The 25,442-nt window shown below is 38.1% G+C and carries 24 protein-coding genes; 15 read left to right on the plus strand and 9 right to left on the minus strand.

Going from position 1 to position 25,442, the window contains the following annotated elements:
* Positions 1-226 precede the first annotated feature (226 nt).
* Entirely contained in the window at positions 227-3,010 is a 2,784-nt protein-coding gene (leuS, locus tag JKG61_RS07140; protein WP_202102277.1) for a leucine--tRNA ligase, read from the minus strand.
* Between the two features lie 241 nt (positions 3,011-3,251).
* Between leuS and JKG61_RS07145 the strand changes: the two genes are divergently transcribed.
* From JKG61_RS07145 to JKG61_RS07165, 5 genes are read left to right on the plus strand one after another with little or no spacing between them, the layout of a single operon-like run.
* Positions 3,252-4,130, plus strand: coding sequence for a cell division protein FtsX (locus tag JKG61_RS07145; protein ID WP_202102278.1), 879 nt, complete (start codon positions 3,252-3,254; stop codon positions 4,128-4,130).
* Positions 4,131-4,182: 52 nt separating this feature from the next.
* On the plus strand, positions 4,183-4,425 hold the full coding sequence (locus JKG61_RS07150; RefSeq protein WP_202102279.1) for a DUF3098 domain-containing protein: 243 nt from the start codon (positions 4,183-4,185) through the stop codon (positions 4,423-4,425).
* Positions 4,426-4,430: 5 nt separating this feature from the next.
* On the plus strand, positions 4,431-5,225 hold the full coding sequence (locus JKG61_RS07155; RefSeq protein WP_202102280.1) for an undecaprenyl-diphosphate phosphatase: 795 nt from the start codon (positions 4,431-4,433) through the stop codon (positions 5,223-5,225).
* A complete protein-coding gene (truB, locus tag JKG61_RS07160; protein WP_202102281.1) occupies positions 5,225-5,950 on the plus strand; it encodes a tRNA pseudouridine(55) synthase TruB in 726 nt (241 codons plus the stop codon). Before JKG61_RS07155 ends, truB begins: the two co-directional genes overlap by 1 nt.
* Before the next feature lie 12 nt (positions 5,951-5,962).
* Positions 5,963-6,940 (plus strand): bifunctional riboflavin kinase/FAD synthetase, encoded by a 978-nt coding sequence (locus JKG61_RS07165; RefSeq protein WP_202102282.1) that lies wholly within the window; start codon positions 5,963-5,965, stop codon positions 6,938-6,940.
* 11 nt (positions 6,941-6,951) lie between these two features.
* On the opposite strand, the gene bshB1 is transcribed toward JKG61_RS07165, so the two are convergent.
* From bshB1 to JKG61_RS07180, 3 genes are all read right to left on the minus strand, one after another.
* Positions 6,952-7,671, minus strand: a complete 720-nt coding sequence (bshB1, locus tag JKG61_RS07170) for a bacillithiol biosynthesis deacetylase BshB1 (RefSeq protein WP_202102283.1) — start codon at positions 7,669-7,671, stop codon at positions 6,952-6,954.
* A 169-nt stretch (positions 7,672-7,840) separates the two neighbouring features.
* Positions 7,841-8,338: a glutathione peroxidase gene (locus JKG61_RS07175; RefSeq protein WP_202102284.1), complete on the minus strand. Its 498-nt coding sequence runs from the start codon at positions 8,336-8,338 to the stop codon at positions 7,841-7,843.
* Between the two features lie 8 nt (positions 8,339-8,346).
* A complete protein-coding gene (locus tag JKG61_RS07180; RefSeq protein WP_202102285.1) occupies positions 8,347-9,000 on the minus strand; it encodes a DUF4294 domain-containing protein in 654 nt (217 codons plus the stop codon).
* Positions 9,001-9,144: 144 nt separating this feature from the next.
* Between JKG61_RS07180 and JKG61_RS07185 the strand changes: the two genes are divergently transcribed.
* The 8 genes from JKG61_RS07185 (at position 9,145) to coaA (ending at position 17,878) form a co-directional block, all read left to right on the plus strand.
* The gene (locus JKG61_RS07185) at positions 9,145-11,352 is read left to right on the plus strand and encodes a RelA/SpoT family protein (RefSeq protein ID WP_202102286.1); all 2,208 of its coding nucleotides are present in this window, start codon (positions 9,145-9,147) and stop codon (positions 11,350-11,352) included.
* 86 nt (positions 11,353-11,438) lie between these two features.
* The gene (locus tag JKG61_RS07190; protein ID WP_202102287.1) at positions 11,439-11,933 is read left to right on the plus strand and encodes a Fur family transcriptional regulator; all 495 of its coding nucleotides are present in this window, start codon (positions 11,439-11,441) and stop codon (positions 11,931-11,933) included.
* Positions 11,934-12,163: 230 nt separating this feature from the next.
* The gene (locus JKG61_RS07195; protein ID WP_202102288.1) at positions 12,164-13,438 is read left to right on the plus strand and encodes an adenylosuccinate synthase; all 1,275 of its coding nucleotides are present in this window, start codon (positions 12,164-12,166) and stop codon (positions 13,436-13,438) included.
* Positions 13,439-13,441: 3 nt separating this feature from the next.
* Entirely contained in the window at positions 13,442-14,728 is a 1,287-nt protein-coding gene (locus JKG61_RS07200; RefSeq protein ID WP_202102289.1) for an anthranilate synthase component I family protein, read from the plus strand.
* A gap of 87 nt (positions 14,729-14,815) precedes the next feature.
* A complete protein-coding gene (locus JKG61_RS07205) occupies positions 14,816-16,048 on the plus strand; it encodes a nucleoside recognition domain-containing protein (RefSeq protein ID WP_202102290.1) in 1,233 nt (410 codons plus the stop codon).
* A gap of 38 nt (positions 16,049-16,086) precedes the next feature.
* Positions 16,087-16,464 carry a methylglyoxal synthase gene (locus JKG61_RS07210; RefSeq protein ID WP_202102459.1) on the plus strand — a complete coding sequence of 126 codons (378 nt, stop codon included), beginning with the start codon at positions 16,087-16,089 and terminating at the stop codon, positions 16,462-16,464.
* Entirely contained in the window at positions 16,464-16,865 is a 402-nt protein-coding gene (locus JKG61_RS07215; RefSeq protein ID WP_237249403.1) for an OsmC family protein, read from the plus strand. The genes JKG61_RS07210 and JKG61_RS07215 overlap by 1 nt, the downstream gene beginning before the upstream one ends.
* Positions 16,866-16,921: 56 nt before the next feature.
* Positions 16,922-17,878: a type I pantothenate kinase gene (gene coaA / locus JKG61_RS07220; RefSeq protein WP_202102291.1), complete on the plus strand. Its 957-nt coding sequence runs from the start codon at positions 16,922-16,924 to the stop codon at positions 17,876-17,878.
* Here coaA and JKG61_RS07225 read toward each other — a convergent pair.
* Positions 17,865-18,734 carry a mechanosensitive ion channel family protein gene (locus JKG61_RS07225; RefSeq protein WP_202102292.1) on the minus strand — a complete coding sequence of 290 codons (870 nt, stop codon included), beginning with the start codon at positions 18,732-18,734 and terminating at the stop codon, positions 17,865-17,867. The two genes, coaA and JKG61_RS07225, sit on opposite strands and share 14 nt — an antisense overlap.
* A 132-nt stretch (positions 18,735-18,866) precedes the next feature.
* Between JKG61_RS07225 and JKG61_RS07230 the strand changes: the two genes are divergently transcribed.
* Positions 18,867-19,820, plus strand: coding sequence for an acetyl-CoA carboxylase carboxyltransferase subunit alpha (locus JKG61_RS07230; protein WP_202102293.1), 954 nt, complete (start codon positions 18,867-18,869; stop codon positions 19,818-19,820).
* Positions 19,821-19,867: 47 nt separating this feature from the next.
* Here JKG61_RS07230 and JKG61_RS07235 read toward each other — a convergent pair whose 3' ends face one another.
* Together JKG61_RS07235 and JKG61_RS07240 are read right to left on the minus strand one after the other, a co-directional pair.
* Positions 19,868-21,118, minus strand: a complete 1,251-nt coding sequence (locus tag JKG61_RS07235; RefSeq protein WP_202102294.1) for a thioredoxin fold domain-containing protein — start codon at positions 21,116-21,118, stop codon at positions 19,868-19,870.
* A 111-nt stretch (positions 21,119-21,229) separates the two neighbouring features.
* The gene (locus tag JKG61_RS07240) at positions 21,230-21,946 is read right to left on the minus strand and encodes a class I SAM-dependent methyltransferase (RefSeq protein ID WP_202102295.1); all 717 of its coding nucleotides are present in this window, start codon (positions 21,944-21,946) and stop codon (positions 21,230-21,232) included.
* 75 nt (positions 21,947-22,021) lie between these two features.
* On the opposite strand from JKG61_RS07240, the gene JKG61_RS07245 reads away from it, so the two are divergent.
* Positions 22,022-22,903 carry a LysR family transcriptional regulator gene (locus JKG61_RS07245; RefSeq protein ID WP_202102296.1) on the plus strand — a complete coding sequence of 294 codons (882 nt, stop codon included), beginning with the start codon at positions 22,022-22,024 and terminating at the stop codon, positions 22,901-22,903.
* 49 nt (positions 22,904-22,952) lie between these two features.
* Here JKG61_RS07245 and rseP read toward each other — a convergent pair whose 3' ends face one another.
* Together rseP and JKG61_RS07255 are read right to left on the minus strand one after the other, a co-directional pair.
* Positions 22,953-24,260 carry an RIP metalloprotease RseP gene (gene rseP / locus JKG61_RS07250; protein WP_202102297.1) on the minus strand — a complete coding sequence of 436 codons (1,308 nt, stop codon included), beginning with the start codon at positions 24,258-24,260 and terminating at the stop codon, positions 22,953-22,955.
* Between the two features lie 10 nt (positions 24,261-24,270).
* Positions 24,271-25,434, minus strand: a complete 1,164-nt coding sequence (locus tag JKG61_RS07255) for a 1-deoxy-D-xylulose-5-phosphate reductoisomerase (protein WP_202102298.1) — start codon at positions 25,432-25,434, stop codon at positions 24,271-24,273.
* Positions 25,435-25,442 lie beyond the last annotated feature (8 nt).

Here is a 25,442-nt window from a genome sequence, read left to right on the forward strand (position 1 = left end):
AAAACATAAACGGGTTGCGCTGTAAACTGGTACTTTTCTCTTTTCTTTTTTTAATCATATTTTTTCTTTCATTTTGTGTTCTATTGTGATAGTATAATCAACAAGCAAGCCAAACAACTGCAACTCTTATTTAAAGAAAGACAAAATGACATGGAGTCCATATAAGGATATAAAAAACGGGAATACTTGATGATGTATCCCCGCTTGTATTTTGAATATGATTTTATCAAACAACAATATTAATGATCTTACCTTTGACAAAAATCATCTTTTTCAGAGGTTTTCCATCCATATAACGCAATACGTCTGCATTAGCCAACACCATATCTTCGACAGTTTTCTGATCTAGATCCAACGCTAAAGACAAGTTCATCTTCATCTTACCATTGATAGAGACGGGATATGCAAACTCAGACTCGACTAGATAGGCAGGTTCGAACACCGGATAACCCGCAGAAGAAATAGAACCGGCATCATTCCCCAACAATGTCCACAGCTCTTCTGTGATATGTGGTGCATAAGACGACAACACAACAATCAGGTCTTGAAGAATCTCCCGTTTATTACATCTAAGATCAGTCAATTCGTTGACGCAAATCATAAAAGCGGATACAGATGTATTGAAAGAAAAACGCTCTATATCATCTTCTACCTTCTTGATTATTTTATGTAGTGCTTTATATTCCGCCTTTGTAGGTTTTTCATCAGAAATATTCAAATTGCCTTCTGCATCGTGAAAAAGACGCCATACTTTCCTTAAGAACTTATAAACCCCTTCTATACCATTTGTATTCCAAGGTTTGGCCTGCTCCAACGGCCCCAGAAACATTTCGTAGAGCCGTAGTGTATCAGCACCGAACTGTCCAATGATATCATCGGGATTGACAACGTTAAATTTAGATTTGGACATCTTTTCTACTTCTGTCCCACAGATGTATTTCCCATCTTCCAAGACGAACTCCGCATGTTCAAAATCTGGACGTGAAGCTTTAAACTTTTCGGTGTTCAGCATATCGTTATGCACAATATTCACATCTACATGCAACGGGATCGTGTTGTATTCGTCCTTCAAGCCTAAAGACACATAAGTATTCGTACCTCTACCCTCTTCATCCAACACACGATACACAAAACTCGAACGTCCTTGAATCATTCCCTGGTTGATAAGCTTCTTGAAAGGTTCCTCTTCATTATGATAGCCTAAATCCTTCAATATCTTATTCCAAAAACGGGAATACAGCAAATGTCCTGTAGCATGCTCAGAACCTCCAATATAAAGATCAACGGACTTCCAATAATCTATCGCCTTTTTAGAGGCAAAATCTTCTCTATTCTGAGGGTCCATATAACGGAACCAATACCAAGAAGATCCCGCCCAGCCAGGCATGGTACTTAATTCGTATTCGTATTCGTCTTGATATTTCCAACCTTCAGCCCTTCCCAAAGGAGGTTCACCAGACTCCGTTGGCAGATACTTATCCACCTCAGGAAGCAACAAAGGCAACTCTTCTTCTTTGATAAGATAAGGCAATCCATTTTTAAAAAATACCGGAACAGGCTCTCCCCAATAACGCTGACGGCCAAAAATAGCATCGCGCATACGGAAATTGACTTTTGCCTTTCCTAATCCCAGCTCGCCTAGTTTGGCTATTAATGCGTCAACGGCCTCAGCATAGCTCATACCATTAATAAATCCGGAATTAATATAACGTCCATCCTTATTGGCATCAGCAGCTTCGTCAATATTTTGACTATCTGATATCGCAACTATAGGGAGATTAAAGTGTTTAGCAAACAGATAATCTCGTTGATCTCCGGATGGAACTGCCATAACAGCTCCGGTTCCGTACCCCGCCAAAACGTAATCTGCTATCCAAATCTGTACATCTTCTCCTGTAATAGGATGTTTGGCATAGGATCCGGTAAAAGCTCCCGACACCGTCTTGGTATCAGCCATACGATCCAATTCAGACTTCTTAGAAGTATTATGAATATAGTTCTCGACTTCTGCCCGTTGCGCGTCGGTCGTCAGGGAGGCTACCAAGTCATGTTCTGGTGCCAACACGATAAAACTGACGCCAAAAATAGTATCTACACGAGTCGTAAACACTTCTATATCCGTATCAAACTGTGGTACCGGAAACTTGACAAGCGCTCCAACAGATTTACCTATCCAATTGCGTTGCATTTCGATCAATGGTTCGGGCCAATCAATCACATCCAATCCACGGAGCAAACGATCTGCATAGGCAGTGATACGCATTGACCACTGCATCATCTTCTTCTGTTCAACAGGAAATCCCCCTCTCTCGGACAATCCGTTGATCACCTCATCATTAGCTAATACAGTTCCTAAAGCAGGACACCAATTAACTGTGCTCTCCCGAAGATAAGCCAATCTGTATTTCAAAAGTTCTTGCTGCTGTTGTTCTTCACTGAAGGCTCGCCAGTCTTCGGCAGTAAACACGCCGATATCTTCATCCGACTCCGCATCTATCCCTTGCGAACCTGTATTTTCGAAGCGAGTTATTAATTGCTCAATCGGGACAGCACGATCTTCTTTCTTATCATACCACGCATTAAAGGCTTGCATGAAAATCCATTGCGTCCACTTATAGTAATCGGGCTCTGATGTACGGATCTCTCGGGACCAGTCATAGGAGAATCCGATATTGTCCATCTGCTGACGGTAACGATTAATATTTGCTTCGGTGGTAATCGATGGATGTTGCCCTGTCTGTATAGCGTATTGCTCTGCAGGTAGACCAAATGAGTCATACCCCATAGGGTGCAACACGTTAAAACCTTTAGTACGTTTATATCGAGAAAAAATATCCGAGGCTATATAACCTAGTGGGTGTCCAACATGCAGACCAGCCCCTGAAGGATAAGGAAACATGTCTAAGACATAGTACTTTGGCTTTTCCGTTGACTCAGATGTTTTGAAAGTAGCATTCTTTGCCCAAAATGCTTGCCACTTCTTTTCTATTAATTTATGATTATACTCCATTTTGTACAAAAAAAGATTTTACAAGAGTTGCGAAAATAGCGATTTTAAGTCATTTTTAATACAAAACTTTTTTATTGTCAGTAATAATTTCGGATATTAGTTGACTTATTCATTGATTTCAATGAGTAGGGAAAGGACGATAAAAAATGTTAAATATGTAGACCTTGACAAGGTTATTGCATTATATAATTCCTAAAATCATCTTAATTCTTTATTTTCGCATCAAATTAAATTAAGGTTTATGTCTGCATTAGAACAAGGATCACCTCGTAAAAAAACTAAATCTGTATATATTTCAACGGTTATTAGTATAGCTCTCGTATTATTAATGACTGGGCTTCTAGGTTTAATATTGGTTCATGCTAAAAATCTCTCTAAATACGTAAAAGAAAACATCGTCCTCAACATCATTGTCAATGACAACATAAATGAAGGTGATGTACTATCCCTGCAAAAGGATATCGAGAAAGACAATTATGTATTACGTACAGAATATGTCAGTAAAGAACTTGCTGCAAAAAACCTAAAGGAGGATTTAGGCGAAGATTTTGTAGAATACCTTGGACACAATCCCCTTTTGCCCTCTATCGATATTTATTTGAAAGAACAATATGCTAATTCAGATAGTATCCAACCCTTTATACAAAAACTAGTCAAAAATAGCCGTGTAAAAGAAGTCGTGTACCAAGAGTCTCTCATCGATATGGTAAATAAAAATATCCGTATCATCTCTATAGTAGTGCTGGCTTTCGCTGTCATCTTGTTGGTTATAGCTGTCGCGTTAATCAATAACACGATCCGGCTTGCTATATATTCGCAGCGATTCTTGATAAAAAGCATGCAGTTAATCGGGGCTACAAAGAACTTTATACGCAAACCATATATTCTATACGGTATCGTACATGGTTTAGTAGGTTCTCTTATTGCTATCTTATTACTGATTTTCACCCTACAATTTGCTCAAAAACAGGTGCCGGAATTAGTTTTTCTCCGTAATTGGTATGAATTTGGAGCTATATTTTTAATTGTAGTTATTTTAGGAATATTGATATCTGGATTAAGTACGTATTTCGCCGTTACCAAGTATCTAAAAGCCAAATCACACAGTCTATATCGCTAGGGCCTAATTTCGAGATTCTATAAGTCATCATTTAACAAAAAATTGAAAGATAATGTCACAAAAAAATCCATTGATAAACAATGAAAGGAAATCAAACTTATTTGTATTTCAAAAAATAAATTATCAGCTTTTCATTGCTAGTATCGTTATCGTAGCTATTGGTTTTTTCTTTATGATGGGCACTGAGGATATTTATAGCTTTACGAAAATCACCTTGGCTCCTTTAGTAATCGTTTTAGGTTTTGCTGTAGGCTTCATTGCAATACTTTATAAGCCGAAAAATAAAAACAACTAAAGGCTATGAGTTATTTTGAGGCTATAATATTAGCCATTCTTGAAGGACTTACCGAATTCCTGCCGGTATCCTCTACAGGGCATATGATTATCGGATCAGCCCTAATGGGTATAGAACCCTCTCCTTTCGTCAAACTATTCACCATCGTCATACAATTAGGAACTATTCTATCGGTACTGGTACTCTATTGGAAACGTTTCTTCAAATCGATGGATTTCTACTATAAATTGGTTGTAGCTGCAATACCTGCTTCTATACTGGGATTATTGCTCAATGATTTTATTGATTCATTACTAGAAAGTCCTCTTACGGTAGCGATCATGTTGGTCGTAGGAGGAGTCATATTGTTATTTGTGGATGTATGGTTCAATAAACCTACCGTAGAAGATTCGGATAAGATCACTTTTAAACAAGCGTTTATAATCGGCTGTTATCAATGTTTAGCACTTATACCAGGAACGTCTCGCTCCGCAAGTACGATTGTCGGAGCCATGACACAACGACTAACGAGAAAAGCTGCAGCTGAGTTCTCTTTTTTTTTAGCGATTCCTATGATGCTAGGGGCTTCTTTGGTCAAACTTTTAAAGTTCTTCAAAGAAGGTCACTCATTTTCAGGCCAAGAGATAAATCTATTGATCGTTGGTAATGTGGTTGGTTTCATTGTAGCCATCATTGCGATAAAAACCTTCATAGATATTCTGACGAAATATGGTTTCAAGGCTTTTGGCTGGTACAGGATTATTGTAGGCGGAATCATTATAGCTATGCTACTTAGCGGACATAGTTTACAAATTATTTAATGGAAGTTACGCAAGATTCGAACAGGCACTTTTCGTTTGCCGAAGGTGAACTATTATTGGTAGATAAACCGCTTTCCTGGACCAGCTTTGATGTTGTAGGGAAATTAAGGAACACGATGAAACCACTGAAGTTGAAAGTTGGTCATGCAGGAACTCTTGACCCGCTAGCCACGGGGCTACTGATTGTCTGCACAGGCAAGTTGACTAAGAAAATAGACTTGTTTCAAGCAGAAGACAAAGAATACACGGGAACCATTACGCTTGGAGCAACTACACCATCTTACGACTTAGAAACAGAAATCGACAATACATTTGACGTCTCTGGAATTACAGAAGAGGCCATAAAAAGCACCGCAAAATCTTTCTTAGGAGAAATCAACCAATTTCCCCCTGCTCATTCTGCATTAAAGATAAATGGGGAACGGGTTTATGAAAAAGCGCGACGAGGGGAAGAGGTGGAGTTAAAGGCAAGAAAAGTTTTTATACATGGCTTTGATATTGAAAAAATAGATTTTCCAATTGTACATTTTCGAATAAAGTGTTCAAAAGGGACTTACATTCGTTCCATAGCTCATGATTTCGGAAAACTATTAAATAACGGTGCTCATCTCTCGTCATTGCGACGTACGATGAGCGGAGAATTCCATGTTGATAAAGCTTGGAACCTAGAAGAATTAATACAAGCCATTCGTACTCAAAAAGACAGAATGGAAAACAAAAGTTGATTGTAATTTCTAATGAAAATATATAGAAACCTAGACGAGTTTGCTCCGCTAGAAAATGCCATAGTCACTATCGGTACATTTGATGGCGTGCACATAGGTCACCAAAAAATATTAAAAAAATTAGTTAACTGTGCGAAGGAACTTAATGGAGAATCTGTCCTCTTAACATTCTTCCCTCATCCTCGCCTCATTATCAACCCTGATGATGAGGGACTTCGGCTGATCAATGATATCGAAGAAAAAACGCATCAGTTAGCACTTGCAGGAATCGATCACCTTATCATCACCCCTTTTACGAGAGATTTTTCAAACCAAAGTGCAGAGGAATATATTAGAAGCGTTTTGGTCAACAAATTGGGAACAAAGTCAATTATATTGGGATATGACCATCATTTTGGTAAAGATCGAAAAGGCTCTATTAAGGATCTTATTCATTTCTCTACTATATTTGATTTTCAAGTCCAAGAAATTCCCAAACAAGACATTGACGATGTCGCCGTTTCGTCAACTCGCGTAAGAGAATCACTTATAAAAGGTGATATTCTTACAGCGAACAAATACTTAGGCTATCCGTTTGAACTGACAGGGACTGTTATCCGAGGAGACCAAATTGGTAGACAGATTGGCTTCCCAACAGCCAATATTCATGTCCACGAAACACATAAACTTATTCCAGCTTATGGAATATATGCTGTCGAGGTGGAAGTATACCCTAGGGTACCTTCTATTGAATCTGGAATCTATCATGCCCTTAAGCCAGAAAACACAGCTCAGGGGATGTGCTACATTGGTACCCGACCGACCGTAGATGGGATGAATAGAAAAATAGAGGTCAATCTATTAGATTTCAAAGAAGATCTTTATACAAAGACAATACGGATAAAATTCATGCAATTTATGCGTCACGACGAACGTTTTGATTCCTTAGAGGAAATGCAACAGCAAATAAAAGTGGATGAAGAAGGTATTAGGGCTTATTTCAAAAAATAAGCCCTATTATACTATATAAGTTTAAACAAATCAGTTACCCCTAATAATTTCCTGGAAGTAAACCCCTCAGCATAAGCCACCTGTATATTACGACCAAATTCCTTAGCCCGCCCTTTCGTATAAGCCATAAAGTCAGGATTAGATATATAGGTCTGCGGACCGTCATCGGTATTCGATGCGTTAAATTGGGTTTTATAAGCTAATATTGATTTTTCTTTCAAATCCCAATATGAACTGATATCCAAAATAACATCAGGCTGAATATACTTATCCTGAATCAATTGAAGCTGTAGTCGTGGTCTGAAAGCCTCTTGGACTAGATTATTATCCTCCGTTTCAATACGCCTAAGCCCCGACAAGAATAAAGCATCATTAACAAGTTTGCTTGCGCGCCCATGATCGGGATGCCTATCATCTAACGCATTGGTAATGACAATCTCTGGTCTATACTTACGAATGGCCCGTATTATAACTTTTTGGCTTTCCTCTTCATTAGTAAAGAATCCATCTCGAAGTCCTAAGTTCTCTCGAAGTGCCACACCTAGTATTCGTGCGGCCTCGTTAGCTTCTTCTGCTCTTGTATCTGCTGTACCACGAGTTCCCAATTCACCTCTCGTCAAATCAATGATACCGACAAGCTTTCCTTCGGCAACATATCTAGCAATAGTCCCTCCTGCTCCTAACTCAGCATCATCAGGATGTACAGTCATAACCAATAAATCTAATTTCATCCGTTATTATTCTTTTTTACTTAAAGAGCCTTCCAAATTCAATACACAGCTACCATTTGGATATATAGCTCCGTTATTCAGGCTCAAACTTAGGTAAATTATATTTTTATCTAGTCGGTAACTAACAGGTACAGAAGTTTACTTACTTTTTTGACAAAGCTGTGAAAAATCACTCTTCCGCCAGAAGCTCCTTAATCCGTGCCTGAATACGATTAGACATTGGGCTTGTGAATGTATAATAGAAATCAACAACGTTCCCTTTTCGATTTACTAGATATTTATGAAAATTCCATCGGGGAGTACTATCCATAACACCATTCAGTTCTTTACTGGACAAAAACTTATACAATGGATGAACATAATCTCCTTTGACGTGTATCCTCTTGAAAACAGGAAATGTAACACGCTCCTTAATCTTACAGTAAGTTTCAAGATTAAGGCCTGTACGAGGTTCTTGATTATTGAAATCATTAGAAGGAAAAGCCAAAATTTCCAAGCCCTGATCTTTAAACTGCGCATAAAGCTGTTCCAATGTTTTAAATTGCTTTCTGAAATAGCAACCACTTGCTGTGTTGACAATAAGAACAACCTTACCCGCAAAGTCCTCTAACGATCGTTCTTTTCCAGAAAATTCAAGGGCTCTAAAGCTGTAAATATTGTTCTCCATACATATATTTATTGATAAGGTTTATTGATAGGTCTTACCCGCTCGTATTCACGAATAATATTTTCGATCTCGAAATCTTCCGAAGGATCATATGTACTTTTTAAATTATGTCCGAAAACCCGCGCCACTCCCTGGTAGACAAAAGCAGTAATACTTCCTTTCATATCTTTGACAAGATCATAGCTAGTATTACCTGTTTGTCTTTCTATCAACTTGATAAGAATCTTTCCTTGCGAGACGGATAAATTCTTTACTTCATTACTTATTTTCTCTTTTATTTCCTGTTCACAAGCCTTAATCAAGGAATTTTCCTCTCTTTTACTATTTACCAAAGCTAAGTCCCTGTCTAACTGCTCATAACGTCTCTGGGCATAAATAGCATAAGGTAATACCCTCAATACATTCCTTTTCAACTTAAGATATTGATTTTTCTGTTCTTCATTTTTCCATTCTCTCCGAGCTCTAACCACCACCTCTTCAATAGGAAACCAAGGAACAATTTCTCCAGATTCTAATTTCGTCGTAAGATAATACCCTATCACTTCAGGTGTACCCTCTCCATAATGTGGCATAGTCAAAAGTGGCATCTGCTCTTGGGCGACAGCTAATTTACCCAATCCAAGCAGAATAACATATATTCTTATAAATCCCCAGCTACACATTGTTTTTTTGACTATTGATTCCTAAAAAAATCTTTATTTTTTTGTATATTTATATCAAAGGGACATAAGACCATTCAGTTTTCACCCCTTAACTATAAAATTACAATTTTTGATTGAAATTACGAAATTAATTAAAAGGTTCTTATGGCAGATTATGTGATTGATATTGAGGCGGAAAACAAAGAAATAAGAAAACGCTATAGGGCTTTATTACGAGCATGCAAACCTACTTTGCAAAAGGGCGATAAACAAGAAATCCGAAAAGCTTTTGATCTCGCTTTGGAAAGTCACAAAGACATGCGGAGAAAATCCGGAGAACCTTATATATATCACCCTATCGCGGTAGCTCAAATCGCGGCGGAGGAGATTGGTCTTGGTACCACCTCTATCGTGTGCTCTTTATTACATGACGTAGTAGAAGATACTAGCCTCACCTTAGAGGATATCGAAGCTCAATTTGGGAAGAAGGTTGCAAAAATAATCGACGGACTTACTAAAATATCCGGAGTATTTGACCCTAATAGTTCTATACAAGCTGAAAATTTCCGCAAGATGTTATTGACTCTTGCGGATGATGTCCGTGTTATTCTCATTAAATTGGCAGACAGGCTTCACAACATGCGTACCATGGAGTTTATGGCTAGGCATAAACAGCTCAAAATTGCTTCTGAAACAAGTTATTTATACGCTCCCCTAGCTCACCGTTTAGGTCTCTACGCAATAAAATCCGAACTGGAAGATCTTTCTATGAAATACACCGATCCGGACACTTATAAATTCATTGCAAAAAAGCTCAATGAGAAAAAGGCTGAACGGGAAAGGTTTATTTCAAACTTTATCGCTCCAATCAACGAAATACTTATCGAACAGGGAATCAAGGCTGAAATCTACGGCCGGCCAAAATCGATACATTCTATCTGGAATAAAATGCGAAAAAAATCCATCCCCTTTGAGGAGGTCTATGATTTATTTGCAATCCGGGTTATTATCGATTCTGAATATGAAAAAGAGAAAACCGAGTGTTGGAAAGTATACTCTATCATCACCGACTTATACCGTCCTAACCCAGATCGTCTACGGGACTGGGTGTCCACACCTAAGGGAAATGGCTATGAATCATTACATACAACAGTAATGGGACCAAAAGGACAATGGGTAGAGGTACAGATACGTACCAAACGTATGAACGAGATAGCAGAAAAGGGATTTGCAGCACATTGGAAATATAAAGAGTCTAATTCTGACAATGGACTTGATCAGTGGATACAAAAAGTAAGAGATATCTTGGGCAGTCCAGAACAAAATGCGTTAGACTTTCTCGATGACTTCAAAATGAATCTATTCTCCGATGAGATATTCATTTTCACACCTAAAGGTACCCTCATACAATTACCCAATGGAGCTACGGCTCTTGACTTTGCTTTCGAAATACACTCTGATATTGGCGCTACCTGTATTGGAGCTAAAGTAAACCACAAATTAGTCCCCTTGAGCCATCATCTACAAAACGGTGATCAGGTCGAGATTATAACGTCAAACAAACAAACTCCAAAAGAAGACTGGTTAAATTTTGTTGTTACTGCTAAAGCTAAATCTAAAATTCGCTCTTCATTAAAAGAAGAAAAAAGAAGAGTAGCCGAAGAGGGGAAAGAGATATTGGAACGAAAACTCAAGTCTCTGAAAATAACATACAATACGGATAATATCAATAAAATAGCAAACTATTTCAAATTCCCAAGTTCACAGGAATTATTTTTCAACGTTGCCAAAGGATCAATTGATATAAAGAGTCTTCGGGAATATGCCGCGAGCGAAAAGATACATGAACACAACAACAATCAATTCTCTTCTCATATCTCAGGACTTGTTGAGAAAATCAACAAAAAGGAAAATGAGACAATCCTCATCGGTGATGATTTACAAAAGGTAGATTACACATTAGCTCCTTGCTGTAACCCCATACCTGGTGATGACATTTTTGGTTTTCTCACGGTCAATGATGGAATCAAAATACACCGCACCTCCTGCCCCAATGCGTCAAAGCTTATGGCTAACTATGGTTACCGTATATTGAAAGCACAGTGGTCATCCTCACAAGTTGAGACCTCTTTCCTTACAGGCATACGTATTATTGGGATTGATGATGTAGGCCTTGTAAACAAATTGACTACAGTTATATCACAGGAATTCAAGGTAAACATTCGCTCTTTATCAATCTCCAGTAACCAGGGGATTTTTGAGGGTGATATTATGGTTCACATCAACAATCTTGATCACTTGGACAACCTTATAAATCGTCTAAAACTAGTCAGCGGTATAACAAGTGTAACAAGGTATGAATCTGAAAATTAATCATTTGATTATCAGAATTTTCAAACATGCTAGAAATAGCGTAGAAATTGGTAAATTTGCTTAAGTCTTAATCGTTATATTAGAACATGAATCAAGCTGAGAACTACAGTACAGTAAAAAAAATATTTGAAGCTTACTTAGAAAATAAAAGTCTGAGGAAGACTCCTGAGCGTTACGCGATCTTAGAGGAGATTTATTCTCGTACTGATCATTTTGATGTGGAATCGCTTTATATCCACATGAAGAACAAGAAATACCGTGTGAGCAGAGCCACGGTGTACAATACTCTAGAGCTTTTGGTATCTTGCGACTTAGTGACAAAGCACCAATTTGGCCGTAATATGGCGCAATTTGAAAAGTCCTATGGTTATAAACAGCACGACCATGTAATCTGTATCGAGTGTAATAAAGTTGTTGAATTTTGTGATCCTCGAATCCACCAAATACAGAGTATGATAGGTGAGCTTCTTAAATTTGACATCAAACACCACTCTTTAAATTTATATGGTGTATGCCAAGATTGCCAAGAATCTAAAGGCAAAGAAGAGAAAAAAGGAAAGACGAAAGTAATTTCAAATTAATTCTCCAACCTTTATTTTAAATAGTATTTTTGTTCGGAAAATTGACAATCAGTTTTCCGAACTTAGTTTTTACAGCACCTGTTTATCATTTAACAATTTCAATTGATAAACTATCCTTCGTATTGGGAAATAGTTTTAAGGCTACTATTCACGATGGTTTTTAAGTGTGCTAGACAGAGTGCTCATTTTAGTTTTTGAAAAATTCAATTTTAATCTCAAAATAATACGTTATGCAAGTTGATGTGCTATTGGGCCTACAGTGGGGCGATGAGGGTAAAGGTAAGATCGTGGATGTACTATGTCCACAATATGATTTAATCGCTCGTTTCCAAGGTGGCCCTAATGCCGGACACACGTTAGAGTTTGACAACAAAAAATTTGTTTTAAACACTATCCCTTCAGGTATTTTTAACCCTAAGACTTTAAATTTAATTGGAAATGGTGTAGTCATCGATCCAATTATTTTAAAAAGAGAGCTTGACAACTTAAAGTCAGCTGGTTTCGATCCTGTAGGAACAGGAAAATTAGTTTTGGCTCGCAAAGCACATTTAATTCTTCCTACACATCAGTTATTGGATGCAGCTTCTGAATCCAAAATGGGTGCAGGAAAAATCGGTTCTACATTAAAAGGAATCGGCCCTACCTATATGGATAAGACCGGTAGAAATGGTCTACGTGTTGGTGACACTACGCTTCCTGACTTTATGGAGCGTTATGAAAGATTGAAAGAAAAACATTTAAACATCTTAGCTCATTACGGCGAAGTTCCTGATTTTAAAGAGCGGGAAGATGCCTTTCTAGCAGCGATAGAATTCTTAAAAACAATCCCTCACGTAGATTCAGAGCACCTGGTTAACCAATATCTAAAAGAGGGCAAAAAGGTGTTGGCAGAAGGTGCACAAGGCACATTATTAGATATTGACTTTGGCTCTTATCCCTTTGTTACATCTTCTAATACCACAACAGCTGGGGCTTGTACCGGTCTAGGGATAGCACCAAATCGGATTGGAGAAGTATTAGGTATATTCAAAGCTTATTGTACGCGTGTAGGTGGCGGTCCTTTCCCTACCGAACTGGACGATGAAGTAGGTGAACAATTACGTCAACTTGGACATGAGTTTGGAGCGACTACCGGTCGTGCAAGACGTACAGGATGGATTGATATTCCTGCATTGAAATATGCAATCATGTTGAACGGTGTTACTGAGCTTGTCATGATGAAAGCGGATGTACTTGACACCTTTGAGAAAATCTACGCTTGTACACATTACAGATACAACGGAGAGGTAATCGACTACATGCCTTATGATATCAACTCGATCAAACCGGAGCCAATTCTCGAAGAAATAGAAGGGTGGAATCAAGACTTGACAGGTATTCGTTCTAAAGAAGAAATTCCGGCAGCTTTGGCTAACTACATTGCTTATTTAGAAAAAGCACTCGAATTGCCTATAAAATATCTTTCTGTTGGCCCAGATCGTACACAAACCATTGTCTTGAAATAAAACATGGCAAAAGCCATTTTTGAAGTTGACAGGTTATCTTTTGATGCTAGAGCCTTCCAATGGGCCCAGCAATTCGGACAATTGTGTTATCTTCAATCTAATGGTTACGTTGATGAGTACAGTTCTATTGACTGTATTCTAGCTGTAGATGCCCAAGAAGAGTTTTATGCAACAAGTCATAAAACCTTTGAACATATTGAAAATTTTAGAGCCAAATATTCACAACAGTGGGTATTTGGCTTTTTCGGTTATGACCTAAAAAACGAACTTGAAGGATTGCAGACCTCGTTCGCTAACCCCTTAAAATTTCCTGATGCATACTTCTTTGTACCAAAAACAATTATTAAATTTTTCAAAAGCAGTATAGAAATTGACGGAGATAATCCCAATCATATTTTTGAGCGTATACAAGCGCAGAGCTTAACTGAACAAAATCAAGAAATAGAAAAAACACCTATTAAAATCCGACAAAGGATGTCAAAAGAGGCTTACTTTAACACCTTCTCTAAGATGATGTACCACATAAAACGAGGAGATATATACGAAGTAAATCTTTGTCAGGAGTTTTATGCGGAACATGCCAAAATAGATCCAGCATCCACTTATAGACAGCTTAATATAATATCTCCTACCCCATTTTCCACATTCTTCAAGCTAGGCGACAAGTTTATCTTATCTGCGTCACCCGAACGTTTTTTGGCTAAAAGAGGGAAGAAACTAATCTCTCAGCCTATCAAAGGAACAGCTCCACGTGGAAAAGACAAAATGGATGACGACCGTATCAAACATCAATTACGAAATGATCCAAAGGAAATAGCAGAAAACGTAATGATTGTAGATTTGGTTCGCAATGATATGACACAATCTTCAGCGCCAGGAAGTGTTGTAGCATCAAAAAAATTAGAAGTCCATACCTTTAAACAGGTTCACCAACTGATTTCTACTATTACTGGAGTAAAAAAAACAGATCTCTCGGATGTTAACGTCATTAAAAATCTATTTCCTCCTGGATCAATGACAGGCGCTCCAAAAATCAGTGCTATGCAACTGTGTGATAGGTATGAAGCCTCAAAAAGGGGGGTATACTCCGGTGCAATAGGTTATTTTTGTCCAGATGGTGACTTTGATTTTAATGTTGTGATTCGAACGATTCTGTACAACCAAACCGAACAATACCTCTCTTTTCATACGGGAGGCGCGCTGACCTATAATGCCGTTGTCGAGGACGAATACAACGAATGTCTCTTGAAGGCAAGCGCAATTAACACTGCGCTTAAGAAATTATCTTAGCTCCATTGAAGCATTTCTCATAGGCTTGAATTCCTTCTTGGAAGAATCTTTCATAAACCTTACATTTACGTTAAAATCAATAATTATATGGCGCTAAATTACGTATGGGTTTCTTTTTTTCTAATCACTTTTATTGTAGCCCTCATAAAACTCATCGGTGGAGATACCGAAGTATTCCAGAACATTGTAAAATCTTTATTCGATAGTGCTGCTGGAGGTGCCACCATCTCATTGGGTTTGATAGGAATGATGACTTTCGCGCTAGGGATTATGAAAATCGGAGAGAAAGGTGGAATGATAGCGGTATTTGCTCGAATTGTCGGCCCTTTCTTTAATAAGTTATTCCCGGAAATACCCAAGAACCATCCCGCCCTAGGTTCTATTCTAATGAATTTTTCTGCTAATGCACTGGGCCTAGACAATGCTGCCACGCCGTTGGGACTGAAAGCGATGAAAGAATTGCAGGAGCTAAATCCGAGCAAGGATACGGCTTCAAATGCACAAATCATGTTTATCGTTCTGAACGCATCGAGTTTGACTTTACTTCCGATCTCTATTATGGCATACAGGCAGGAAGCAGGAGCAGCACAACCTTCTGACGTATTTCTACCAATACTTATCGCTACCTTCTTTTCTACGCTCGCTGCCCTGATTTTAGTATCTATCTATCAAAAGATCAACTTATTTAATAAAACAATACTCTTCTATCTGGGAACGTTATCTGTTGCTATTGGAGGGCTTCTCTATTATTTCTCCACCCTACAGCAAGAGCAAATCGAAGTTATTTCCTCGGTTGTAGGCAATCTTACACTGTTTTCCCTGTTCGTTTCTTTTATCGCACTCGCCTTTTATAAGAAGATCAACGTTTACGATGCCTTTATCGAAGGTGCCAAAGAAGGTTTTGGAGTGGCCGTTAATATTATTCCATACCTCGTAGCCATTTTGGTAGCTATTGCTGTATTTAGAGCATCAGGCACCATGGACTATCTTGTCGATGGCATTTCCTATATAATCGCCAAACTAGGATTTGACACCTCATTCGTTGAAGCCTTGCCTGTTGCCTTTATGAAGCCACTGAGTGGGTCTGGCGCCAGAGGTCTGATGGTGGACTTAATGGCAGCAAAAGGAGCAGATGACTTTGCTTCTCGCGTAGCTTGCGTCATCCAAGGATCTACAGAAACTACATTTTACGTTTTAGCTGTTTATTTTGGATCCGTAGCTATTAAGAATACGAGACATGCGCTGCCTTGTGCTTTAATAGCAGAGTTCGTGGGTGTAGTAGCCGCTATCATAGTTGCCTACATTTTCTTCGGATCATAAAAAACAGTAAAGGTAACAAACTCAAGTTTTTTTTGCATATGAAAACAATAGCATTAATCGCCCATGACGGGAAGAAAGCGGAAATGGTCGCTTTCGTTAAAGATCATATTGAAAATCTCAGAAAAGCAGATTTGATCGCTACGGGGACTACAGGCACCTATGTCAAACAAACCGGGCTAGAGGTAGAGTTAAAACTCAGCGGTCCTAAAGGCGGTGATGCTCAAATAGCTGCTCTCGCTGCCGAGGGTAAAATAGATGGCATCATCTTTTTTCGAGACCCGTTAGGAAAACACCCACACGAGCCAGACATTCAGATGCTCATGCGTATCTGCGATCTCTACAATGTGCCATTAGCAACAAATCCAAGTACAGGAGCTCTTATTATTGAAGGATTACTAGATGACGACACAAAATAATGGATGAAATTAAAGTAACGATAGGCAGAGAGAAATATAGAACCGAAGTACATATCAATCAACATAATCTCATTGCCGATGAACCTATAGAAGTTGGTGGCACAGATCTGGGTCCAAACCCCACCTCTATTCTTTTATCTGCCTTGGGAACCTGCAAAGCAATGACAATGCGCATGTACGCAGATCAAAAGCAGTGGCCGTTAGATGCTGTGGAGATAATACTGTCTTCCGAAGTAGTAAAGAGCACACAACAACAGACGACTTATATCCGATGTACCGTGAAACTGTTTGGTGATCTAGATGAAGTACAGAAGGAAAGAATTTTTAAAGTGGGTGACAAGTGCCCAGTTCAAAAAATATTAAGTAACCCTGTGGTTATAGAAAGTAATATGCTACAATAAATTTACAGTTAATCTGAGTTAGGGATATTATATTTGCGCCAATAAACAATCCAGCAATGTCATCATTACAAGAGGAACTTATATTAAGCAGCCCCTACCAAGAATTTGAAAGGGAAGAGTGGAAAGATTTAAATGGGCAGTTTAATCTAAATCTAGAGTCCACTGACATCCATTCGCTACACGCACTCAATGAACCTCTCAATATGAAGGAAATTGAGGAAATATACTTTCCTTTAGCTCACCTTATCGAACTTCATATTAAAAATCACGATACAATTCGAGATGACAGCAATTCTTTTTTTCAAAGAAACCAGCAAAAACTGCCCTTTATTGTCGGTATCGCTGGATCAGTAGCTGTTGGAAAAAGTACAACAGCACGTGTATTGACAAAAGTATTGTCTTTATTACCGCATAAACCTAAAGTCGAACTCGTAACGACGGATGGTTTTTTGTTTTCCAACAAGGTTCTCTTGGAAAAAAACATAATGAATAGAAAAGGATTTCCAGAGAGTTATGATACCAAAAAGCTGCTTCATTTTCTATCCGCGATCAAATCAGGAATTCCCCGAATATCTGTACCCATGTATTCACATTTGGAGTACGATATACTGCAAGATGAAGAACAACAAATCATTGAACCTGATATCCTAATCTTAGAAGGCATTAATGTATTACAAGTCACTTCTCAAAAAGGACAAAATAATAAAGTATTCGTTTCTGATTTTTTCGATTTTTCCATTTATGTGGATGCTTTAGAAAAAGACATTATATCTTGGTATGTCAACCGCTTTGAGTCTTTGAGAGCTACTGCCTTTCAAAATCCTACATCTTACTTTCATAAATATGCGGATATGAGCCTGCTAGAAAGTAGAAAAATGGCGACTCAGATATGGAATGAAATAAACAAACCGAATCTACATGACAACATCCTACCTACAAAATATAGAGCAGATCTCATCTTACAAAAAGGATCTGATCATTTTGTAGAAAGTATAAAAGTTAGGAAGATTTAGCTTGGCGATGTTTGAAAGTCAAAATATACTTCAGAATTTCATTCTCTATGTTTTTATGTAGCTTGTTACTGCTACTAACAGCATATAATTCTATTTTATAGCGGACAAAGTCCTTTCCTATCTCTATAACTTCTAAATCAAGTTCATTATTAGGTGCTAAATTGGGGTGGTTAAGTAAAGTCTCACGTATATATGCTTCTAGGTTCTCGACAGAAACATCAATCGACAGAGGCAATTCAAACTTGACAGCAAATAGATTGGAACGATGTGCAGAAAGATTAACCATCGGATTAGTAAACACCAAATTATTAGGTATCATAACAATATCATCTTCATCGTTTTGCAATTCAATGTTAGCAAAAGTGATATCAACAATCCTTCCTTTTTGATCCCCTACTTTAATCCTATCGCCTACTGAAAGTTGTTCAGAAAACATAATGAATAGACCACTGAGCATATTGGTAATATAATCTCGAAAAAGAACCGCTATCGCCATAGCGACAATAGTGAGACTAGTTAAGAATTCAATAGGCTTGATCCCAAAAGCGATCATCAGTCCAATAATTACGAACACCGCATTCAACATGGCTGTAACTCTATTTATACCCAGGACAAAATTACCTCTTACGGCTTTTTTCGCATGACGTACATTGTAGAAAGAGATAATAGTAAAACGTATTATAGAAACAATTATACTAGGGACTAGAAAAAAGTAAAATCCACGTACACCTTGATACCACCAAGTAATCTCATCTTTGGAGGCCGTATTTAAGAAAAAGGCGATAGTCATTCCCAAAAGAATGATTTTAATTATGAATGTAAACGGAATCTTATTGTTATTACTATTTTTCACCATTTATATTAATTGTCTAATGAGGTCTAATCTACTAATTTTTGAACAATTGAGCATACTTTTTAAAACACAAAACTGTTTTAAAATCCCCGAAAAATACAGTAACTTAGCCCTCCTAAAACGAAAGTTTTTTATATGGAAACAACATTTGATTTTGAAAAGCCGATTGCAGATTTGCAAACTCAAATAGAGAAAGTTCGTCAAGTAGCGGATAAAACGAAGGTGGATATGAGTGCTACCATCCGTGAGCTTGAAGAAAAGCTCGCAGAAACTACCGTCGAAGTATATAAAAATATGACCGGCTGGCAGAAAGTGCAAATGTCACGACACCCAGACAGACCTCAAACATTTGACTATGTCGACCTGATCTGTGACGAATTTGTAGAGTTACACGGTGACCGTACAGTCAAAGATGATAAGGCTATCATTGGTGGATTCGCTTCTATTGGAGGACAGTCCGTCATGGTAATAGGACACCAAAAAGGTAAAAACACGAAAGAAAGACAGTATCGCAATTTCGGAATGGCCAATCCTGAGGGCTACAGGAAAGCGCTTCGATTGATGAAAATGGCGGAAAAGTTCAATAAACCGGTCGTCACACTAATCGATACAATGGGAGCATATCCTGGCCTAGAAGCAGAAGAACGTGGACAGGGAGAGGCGATCGCTCGCAACCTTTTAGAGATGTCGGTTCTTAAAGTTCCTGTAATCTGCATCGTTATCGGTGAGGGTGCTTCAGGCGGTGCATTGGGAATTGGCATTGGAGACCGTGTATATATGATGGAAAACACTTGGTATTCGGTTATTTCACCAGAATCCTGCTCTTCAATTTTATGGAGAAGCTGGGACCATAAAGAGCGTGCTGCTGAAGCACTAAAGCTAACGGGCAATGATATGTTAGCCAATGGCTTGATCGACGGCATTATCCCAGAACCACTTGGAGGTGCACATCAAAATCCAGAAGAAGCTGCAAACAATTTAAAAACACAGATTTTAAACGATTTAGCTATTTTGCAGGTTAAAGATCCAGATATACTTGTCAGCCAACGCATCGACAAGTTCAGTAAAATGGGCGTTGTCCATGAATAACAAAAAAGAGTCTCAAATTGAGACTCTTTTTTGTTATAACGCATTTATTATTTCCACGTAGGCTGACCTGATTTCATTTTATCTAAAGTAATCTGATAATTTTCCTTCTCACCTTCCGAAGCTAACATTAATGCTTTTTCTTGCCATTTTATAGCATTTGATTTATTGCCGGATTTATACAAAAGATTAGCATAAGTATCGATAAACATAGCCTGTTCACCACTTTCCAACGACTTTTTACTCCAATCTAAAGCAGACTTAATACAAGCATCATCATCACAGTTTTCGAAAATCGTCCAAGCAAATGAATTCAACATGTCAGCCGCTATACCTCTTGCATTCATACTTAAAAACTCATTAACAGCATCTTTAAAAGCTGGCCAATTCTTCTCTCGGGCATAATACTGAACCTTAGACATCGCTATAGAGCTCTTCATACTTACATAGGGGTGATCTTTTTCAATTTCCTTCTGTATCGCTACGAAATCTACAGGACCAGATGCTCCGCTTGCCATTTTAGGTCGTATCAATTCATTAGCTAATACTCTTGCTAAGATATCATTACTACTTTGAGTTTTGTTATTTTCGATTAATAACTCATCGACTCGTTGCATATTATTTTTTATTATATCATAGCAAGTACTTTCACTTGAAGTGGCTCCCTGTAATAGCAGGTCTATATTATCGGCCGTTAAAAAATCATCTACTTCTATTGATGAAACAAAAGCCTCAATTGCTTTACTAGCCATCGCCTGATCATAGGCTGATTGAGCAGCTGTTGCTAAGCGCTTCGCTATTTCAGGATCTTTCGGATTTGCCTCAAACTTCTTGATCAATGTAACATACTGAGTTTCCGGATGAAGCCCCTCATTTGCTCTTGAAATAAAAGCGTCAGCCTCTCCTCCCCCAACCATACGATGTACAAGCTCTCCATCTGGAGAAAACACCAAAAAAGTCGGATACGCTCTGACATTATAATCCTTGCCAAAGCGAGCTGCCTCCTCATACCAAGACTTGACCTCTTCAGAATCCTTTTTTGTCTGATCCATCTGAAGTTTCAGATTAATAAAGTTGGAATTGAAAAATGCACCTACTTTTTCTTGAGGAAAAACATTTTCTGCCATCCAAATACAAGGTCCGCACCAGGTTGTAAAACAGTCGACGAAGATATGCTTATTCTCCGCTTTAGCCTTAGCTTTTATCTGTTCCCAATTACTGTTGTGTTCGAAATGAATTCCTTTTTGCTGGCCTATACCTAAGAAAGGAATAATAAAAAGAAGTGTTAATAAATTTCTCATAATATTTTAATTAGCTATCCAGTGAAGATATAAAGACAATTTAAATCATTTCCTCCTATAAACATAATGAGGCATAGCAACTTAACAAAAAATAACATTATTATTGTAGTCCTATTTGAATGCCACAAAGCTCGCAAAACACAGATTCTTATGTAAAATATCTACTTTTGTAAAGCCAACTTCTTTAAGCAAATCTAGTTGATACATAAGCGGTCTCGGGCTATCTTCTTTTTCGATATAGTCAAATACATGATCTCTATAGGCCTCATCTTTTAGAGACTTTAGGTAGTCGCCATATTTATCCTGATAAATCAATCGTTGCAAAGCAGGGTCAGCTTGCTCTACTAGATCAAAAATCCAAATACTCCCTCCTTTTCGTAGTAGACCATAGAGCCGAGCAAAGGCTTCTTTCCAATCATCATCCTCACGAAGATGATGTAATACTGCAGTAGCGATGATAACGTCAAATTTTCCAGGCTCTAAATCAACCGTTCTGAAATCTCCCTTTAAACAGTGTATTCCTCCCCCTTTATTGACAGCAGTTATACGCTCTTTAGCCTTTTCCAACATAGGTTTGCTCAAATCCACCAATGTAATATCCAGTGGAGACACATGCGTTAACAACTGTATGTCATAATTCCCTGCGCCACAACCTATATCGAGTACATTTCTCAGGTCGGGATAGGTAGTTGATATTCCCTCCGCAAACAAATTCATGTTAAATAGTGCATCGAGTGTTGTCAGTTGTCCTGTTTCTAATTTTGAAAACCGTTCAACATCCTGGTCGAAACGCTTTTCAATTTCTTTCAAAGTGGATTTATTTTTCATACAAACCAAAACTACATAACCTATTAATACCCTAAAAATACTATTTTTATCACCAATTAATACCTATTTAGTATCATGGAAATTAGACATCTCCGTTATTTCAGAATGCTAGCCCAAGAATTGCACTTTGGCAGGGCTGCTAAGAGACTATTTATTTCTCAACCACCACTCAGTCGGCAAATCAGAGAATTAGAAGAAGAACTAGAGGTACAACTGTTTATAAGAAATAACAAACGCGTAATATTGACAGATGCTGGTAAATATTACCTAGCAGAATGTGAACAGTTATTAAATAATTTGGAGAAAGCAAAACAACAATCTAGACAGATTCACCTTTCCGAAAGCAGTGTTTTTAACATTGGATACATAAGTTCTATCTCTAAAAAGAAACTATCCGAATTACTAAAACGGATAAAAAAAAACTATCCCCTATTACAAATTCACCTATTTGAGACTTCTTCGCATAAACAGTTGGACGCCCTAGAGCAGGGAAAACTGGACATTGGTATTGTCCGTGCTCCGATCATGCGTCCCTTGTTAACGCAAGTTAATTTATACGAAGATGGATTTGTATTAGCAGTATGCAAGGATACAGTTCTTGTAGACAATATCAAAGATATAGATTTATCTTCAGCCTCGTTTATTTCATACAATAGTGAATATGCACCGGTATACCATCAAAAGTTTTTAGAGATATGTGCCAGGCTCCATTTTACACCAACTATCATCCATGAATGCAACACCATACCATCCATATTAGAACTCGTTGCTTATGGTGTGGGAATCGCAATAGTTCCAAAGACGGCCATACAAGACCGTACCACGTCAGATATACATTTTTTAGAAATCGGAATCGCTTCGGACATCACAACACGGATCATAATGACTTCTCTTATAAACAACCCCAGCAATGTGCTACTTCCAATTTCAGACCTAGTATACCATACCTTTAAATAGAAAAGTCCGCATTGAATAATGCGGACCTCTCCTAATTACCTTTATGTTCTTACCACTTGAGAATATCATTCCCAAATGTGAAAAGCATCAAAGCTATCAGAATAAAAAAACCGACCATCTGTGCCGTCTCCAAAAACTTATCACTTAACGGTTTTCCTTGAACCATCTCTACCAACAAGAAAATAACATGACCGCCGTCCAATGCCGGAATCGGTAATAAGTTCATAAAGGCAAGAGCCATGGACAACGTACCTACAAGCGTCCAAAAGCGAAACCAATCCACTTCACTACCGAACATCTTAGCAATACCTACAGGTCCCGACAAAGCCTTATCTGCTCGTACCTCACCTTTAAAAATTTTGCCAAATCCCTTGATATTGTCCGTTATTACAGAGAAAGCCTTGTTCACACCAATAGGCAAAGACTCCACAAAAGTATAGGTGCGTCTGACCTCAGGCATAGAATTAATAAATCCTAATATAGAGGAGGTATCAGCCGCTGCGATCAATTGTAGAGAATCCACTCCACGGATGATATCCAGTTTTATTTCTTTGCCTTTATTCTTAGCAACTTCTTCTTGAAAAACATCAAGTCGAGCCACAGACACCCCATTAATACCAATGATACTATCCCCTTTTAAAAGTCCCATCTTCTCAGCACGTGATCCCTTGGCTACAGAATCTATTGGAACTATTTTAAATATAGGCGTTACAAATTCATTTCTTTTATGTTCAGCGATTTCGTTTAACATTGTTGCTGGCAGCACAATATCTAAGGTATTACCCCCTCGTTCAACCTGTAATGTCGCATCCCCCATCAATACATCAGAAGTCATCAAATCCTTGTAAAACAAATGGGCCTTATTACCATTAACACCTACGATCTTATCACCTTCTTTTAGACCTACCTTCTCTCCTATGATACCTGGTTTTACACCATACAATCTCGTATTATCTAAATCAGCTTCACCGTACTTGAAAGTAATCATCCAAAAGGCAACGATACCGACGATAACGTTCACTATAATACCCCCCAACATAACGATAAGGCGCTGCCAAGCGGGTTTAGAACGAAATTCCCAAGGTTTTGGTTCTTCCTTCAACTGTACAGTATCCATGGATTCATCAATCATCCCAGCAATCTTAACATATCCTCCTAACGGCAACCAACCAATACCATACTCACAACCTTTATAATTAAACTTAAAAAGCTTTACTCCCCAAGCGTCGAAAAACAAATAGAACTTCTCGACTTTAATACCGAACATTCTTGCTGCCAAAAAGTGTCCTAATTCATGTAATATAATTAAAATTGACAGTGCTAAAATAACCTGTCCAATCATTACCAATGTTCCCATCTATTAAATATTAGTTTCTCAACTTACGTATTAAATCCCGTGCCACAAGTCTACTTTCCTGATCAAAAATAATATAATCCTCTAAACCTAGGCCTTCTTCATTATTAATCTGACATAATGTCTCTTCTAAAATATCTGACATCTCTAGAAATGACAGTTCATCTTTCAGAAAGGCGTCAACAACAATCTCATTAGCAGCATTAAGTACACAGCACCTATTCCCCCCCTGTTTTAAAGCATCATACGCTAGTCCAAGATTTCTGAACGTATCGATATCAGCACATTCGAATGTAAGTGCTGGATGTTCCAAAAAATTAAATCGCTTAAAATCGTTTCTTAGCCTGTTGGGATATGTCAAAGCGTACTGAATAGGCACCCTCATATCAGGGGCACCCATCTGCGCCTTCATAGAACCATCTTCAAATTGCACGATAGAATGAATTATAGACTGCGGGTGCACTATAACATCGATTTCAGAAACTTCCAAATCAAATAACCACTTAGCCTCTATAACCTCTAATCCTTTATTCATTAAAGACGCAGAATCTATAGTAATTTTGGCACCCATGGCCCAATTCGGGTGCTTTAAAGCTTGTTCGCGCGTCACATCAGCTAATTCAGCAACCGTTTTGCCTCGAAAGGGGCCTCCGGATGCTGTAAGATATATTTTCTCAATTTTATTTTCCTCGCCTACCAAACATTGGAAAATAGCCGAATGTTCGGAATCTACCGGTAATATTTTCACATCATATTCTTGAGCCAGTCCCATCACCAATTCACCTGCCATCACTAATGTTTCCTTATTCGCGAGAGCAATATCCTTACCCGACTTTATAGCTTCTACTGTTGGTCTCAACCCTGCCGCCCCTACTATTGCATTGAGAACAATGTCTACCCCTGTAAATGCAACTGCTTCAATAAGGGCTTCTTCTCCCACCAAAACTCTACAGCCTGTATGTGCCAAAGCAGATTGAACTTTCGTAGAGTGCTCTTCATTAATAATAACAACAAGCTTAGGTTTAAATTCAATAGCTTGCTGAATCAATAGATCCACGCTATTACTAGCTGTTATTACGGAAGCTTCAAATTTATCGGGAAAGGATCTAATTACATCCAGCGCTTGTCTACCAATACTACCTGTAGATCCTAATATAGCAATACTCTTCTTCTCCAACTTATCCT

Source organism: Sphingobacterium faecale (assembly GCF_016746095.1).
Taxonomy (GTDB): Bacteria; Bacteroidota; Bacteroidia; order Sphingobacteriales; family Sphingobacteriaceae; genus Sphingobacterium; species Sphingobacterium faecale.

Coding starts and splice junctions, on each gene's coding strand:
- leuS (WP_202102277.1), bottom strand. CDS start 3,010: ATGGAGTATAATCATAAATTAATAGAAAAGAAGTGGCAAGCATTTTGG.
- JKG61_RS07145 (WP_202102278.1), top strand. CDS start 3,252: ATGTCTGCATTAGAACAAGGATCACCTCGTAAAAAAACTAAATCTGTA.
- JKG61_RS07150 (WP_202102279.1), top strand. CDS start 4,183: ATGTCACAAAAAAATCCATTGATAAACAATGAAAGGAAATCAAACTTA.
- JKG61_RS07155 (WP_202102280.1), top strand. CDS start 4,431: ATGAGTTATTTTGAGGCTATAATATTAGCCATTCTTGAAGGACTTACC.
- truB (WP_202102281.1), top strand. CDS start 5,225: ATGGAAGTTACGCAAGATTCGAACAGGCACTTTTCGTTTGCCGAAGGT.
- JKG61_RS07165 (WP_202102282.1), top strand. CDS start 5,963: ATGAAAATATATAGAAACCTAGACGAGTTTGCTCCGCTAGAAAATGCC.
- bshB1 (WP_202102283.1), bottom strand. CDS start 7,671: ATGAAATTAGATTTATTGGTTATGACTGTACATCCTGATGATGCTGAG.
- JKG61_RS07175 (WP_202102284.1), bottom strand. CDS start 8,338: ATGGAGAACAATATTTACAGCTTTAGAGCCCTTGAATTTTCTGGAAAA.
- JKG61_RS07180 (WP_202102285.1), bottom strand. CDS start 9,000: ATGTGTAGCTGGGGATTTATAAGAATATATGTTATTCTGCTTGGATTG.
- JKG61_RS07185 (WP_202102286.1), top strand. CDS start 9,145: ATGGCAGATTATGTGATTGATATTGAGGCGGAAAACAAAGAAATAAGA.
- JKG61_RS07190 (WP_202102287.1), top strand. CDS start 11,439: ATGAATCAAGCTGAGAACTACAGTACAGTAAAAAAAATATTTGAAGCT.
- JKG61_RS07195 (WP_202102288.1), top strand. CDS start 12,164: ATGCAAGTTGATGTGCTATTGGGCCTACAGTGGGGCGATGAGGGTAAA.
- JKG61_RS07200 (WP_202102289.1), top strand. CDS start 13,442: ATGGCAAAAGCCATTTTTGAAGTTGACAGGTTATCTTTTGATGCTAGA.
- JKG61_RS07205 (WP_202102290.1), top strand. CDS start 14,816: ATGGCGCTAAATTACGTATGGGTTTCTTTTTTTCTAATCACTTTTATT.
- JKG61_RS07210 (WP_202102459.1), top strand. CDS start 16,087: ATGAAAACAATAGCATTAATCGCCCATGACGGGAAGAAAGCGGAAATG.
- JKG61_RS07215 (WP_237249403.1), top strand. CDS start 16,464: ATGGATGAAATTAAAGTAACGATAGGCAGAGAGAAATATAGAACCGAA.
- coaA (WP_202102291.1), top strand. CDS start 16,922: ATGTCATCATTACAAGAGGAACTTATATTAAGCAGCCCCTACCAAGAA.
- JKG61_RS07225 (WP_202102292.1), bottom strand. CDS start 18,734: ATGGTGAAAAATAGTAATAACAATAAGATTCCGTTTACATTCATAATT.
- JKG61_RS07230 (WP_202102293.1), top strand. CDS start 18,867: ATGGAAACAACATTTGATTTTGAAAAGCCGATTGCAGATTTGCAAACT.
- JKG61_RS07235 (WP_202102294.1), bottom strand. CDS start 21,118: ATGAGAAATTTATTAACACTTCTTTTTATTATTCCTTTCTTAGGTATA.
- JKG61_RS07240 (WP_202102295.1), bottom strand. CDS start 21,946: ATGAAAAATAAATCCACTTTGAAAGAAATTGAAAAGCGTTTCGACCAG.
- JKG61_RS07245 (WP_202102296.1), top strand. CDS start 22,022: ATGGAAATTAGACATCTCCGTTATTTCAGAATGCTAGCCCAAGAATTG.
- rseP (WP_202102297.1), bottom strand. CDS start 24,260: ATGGGAACATTGGTAATGATTGGACAGGTTATTTTAGCACTGTCAATT.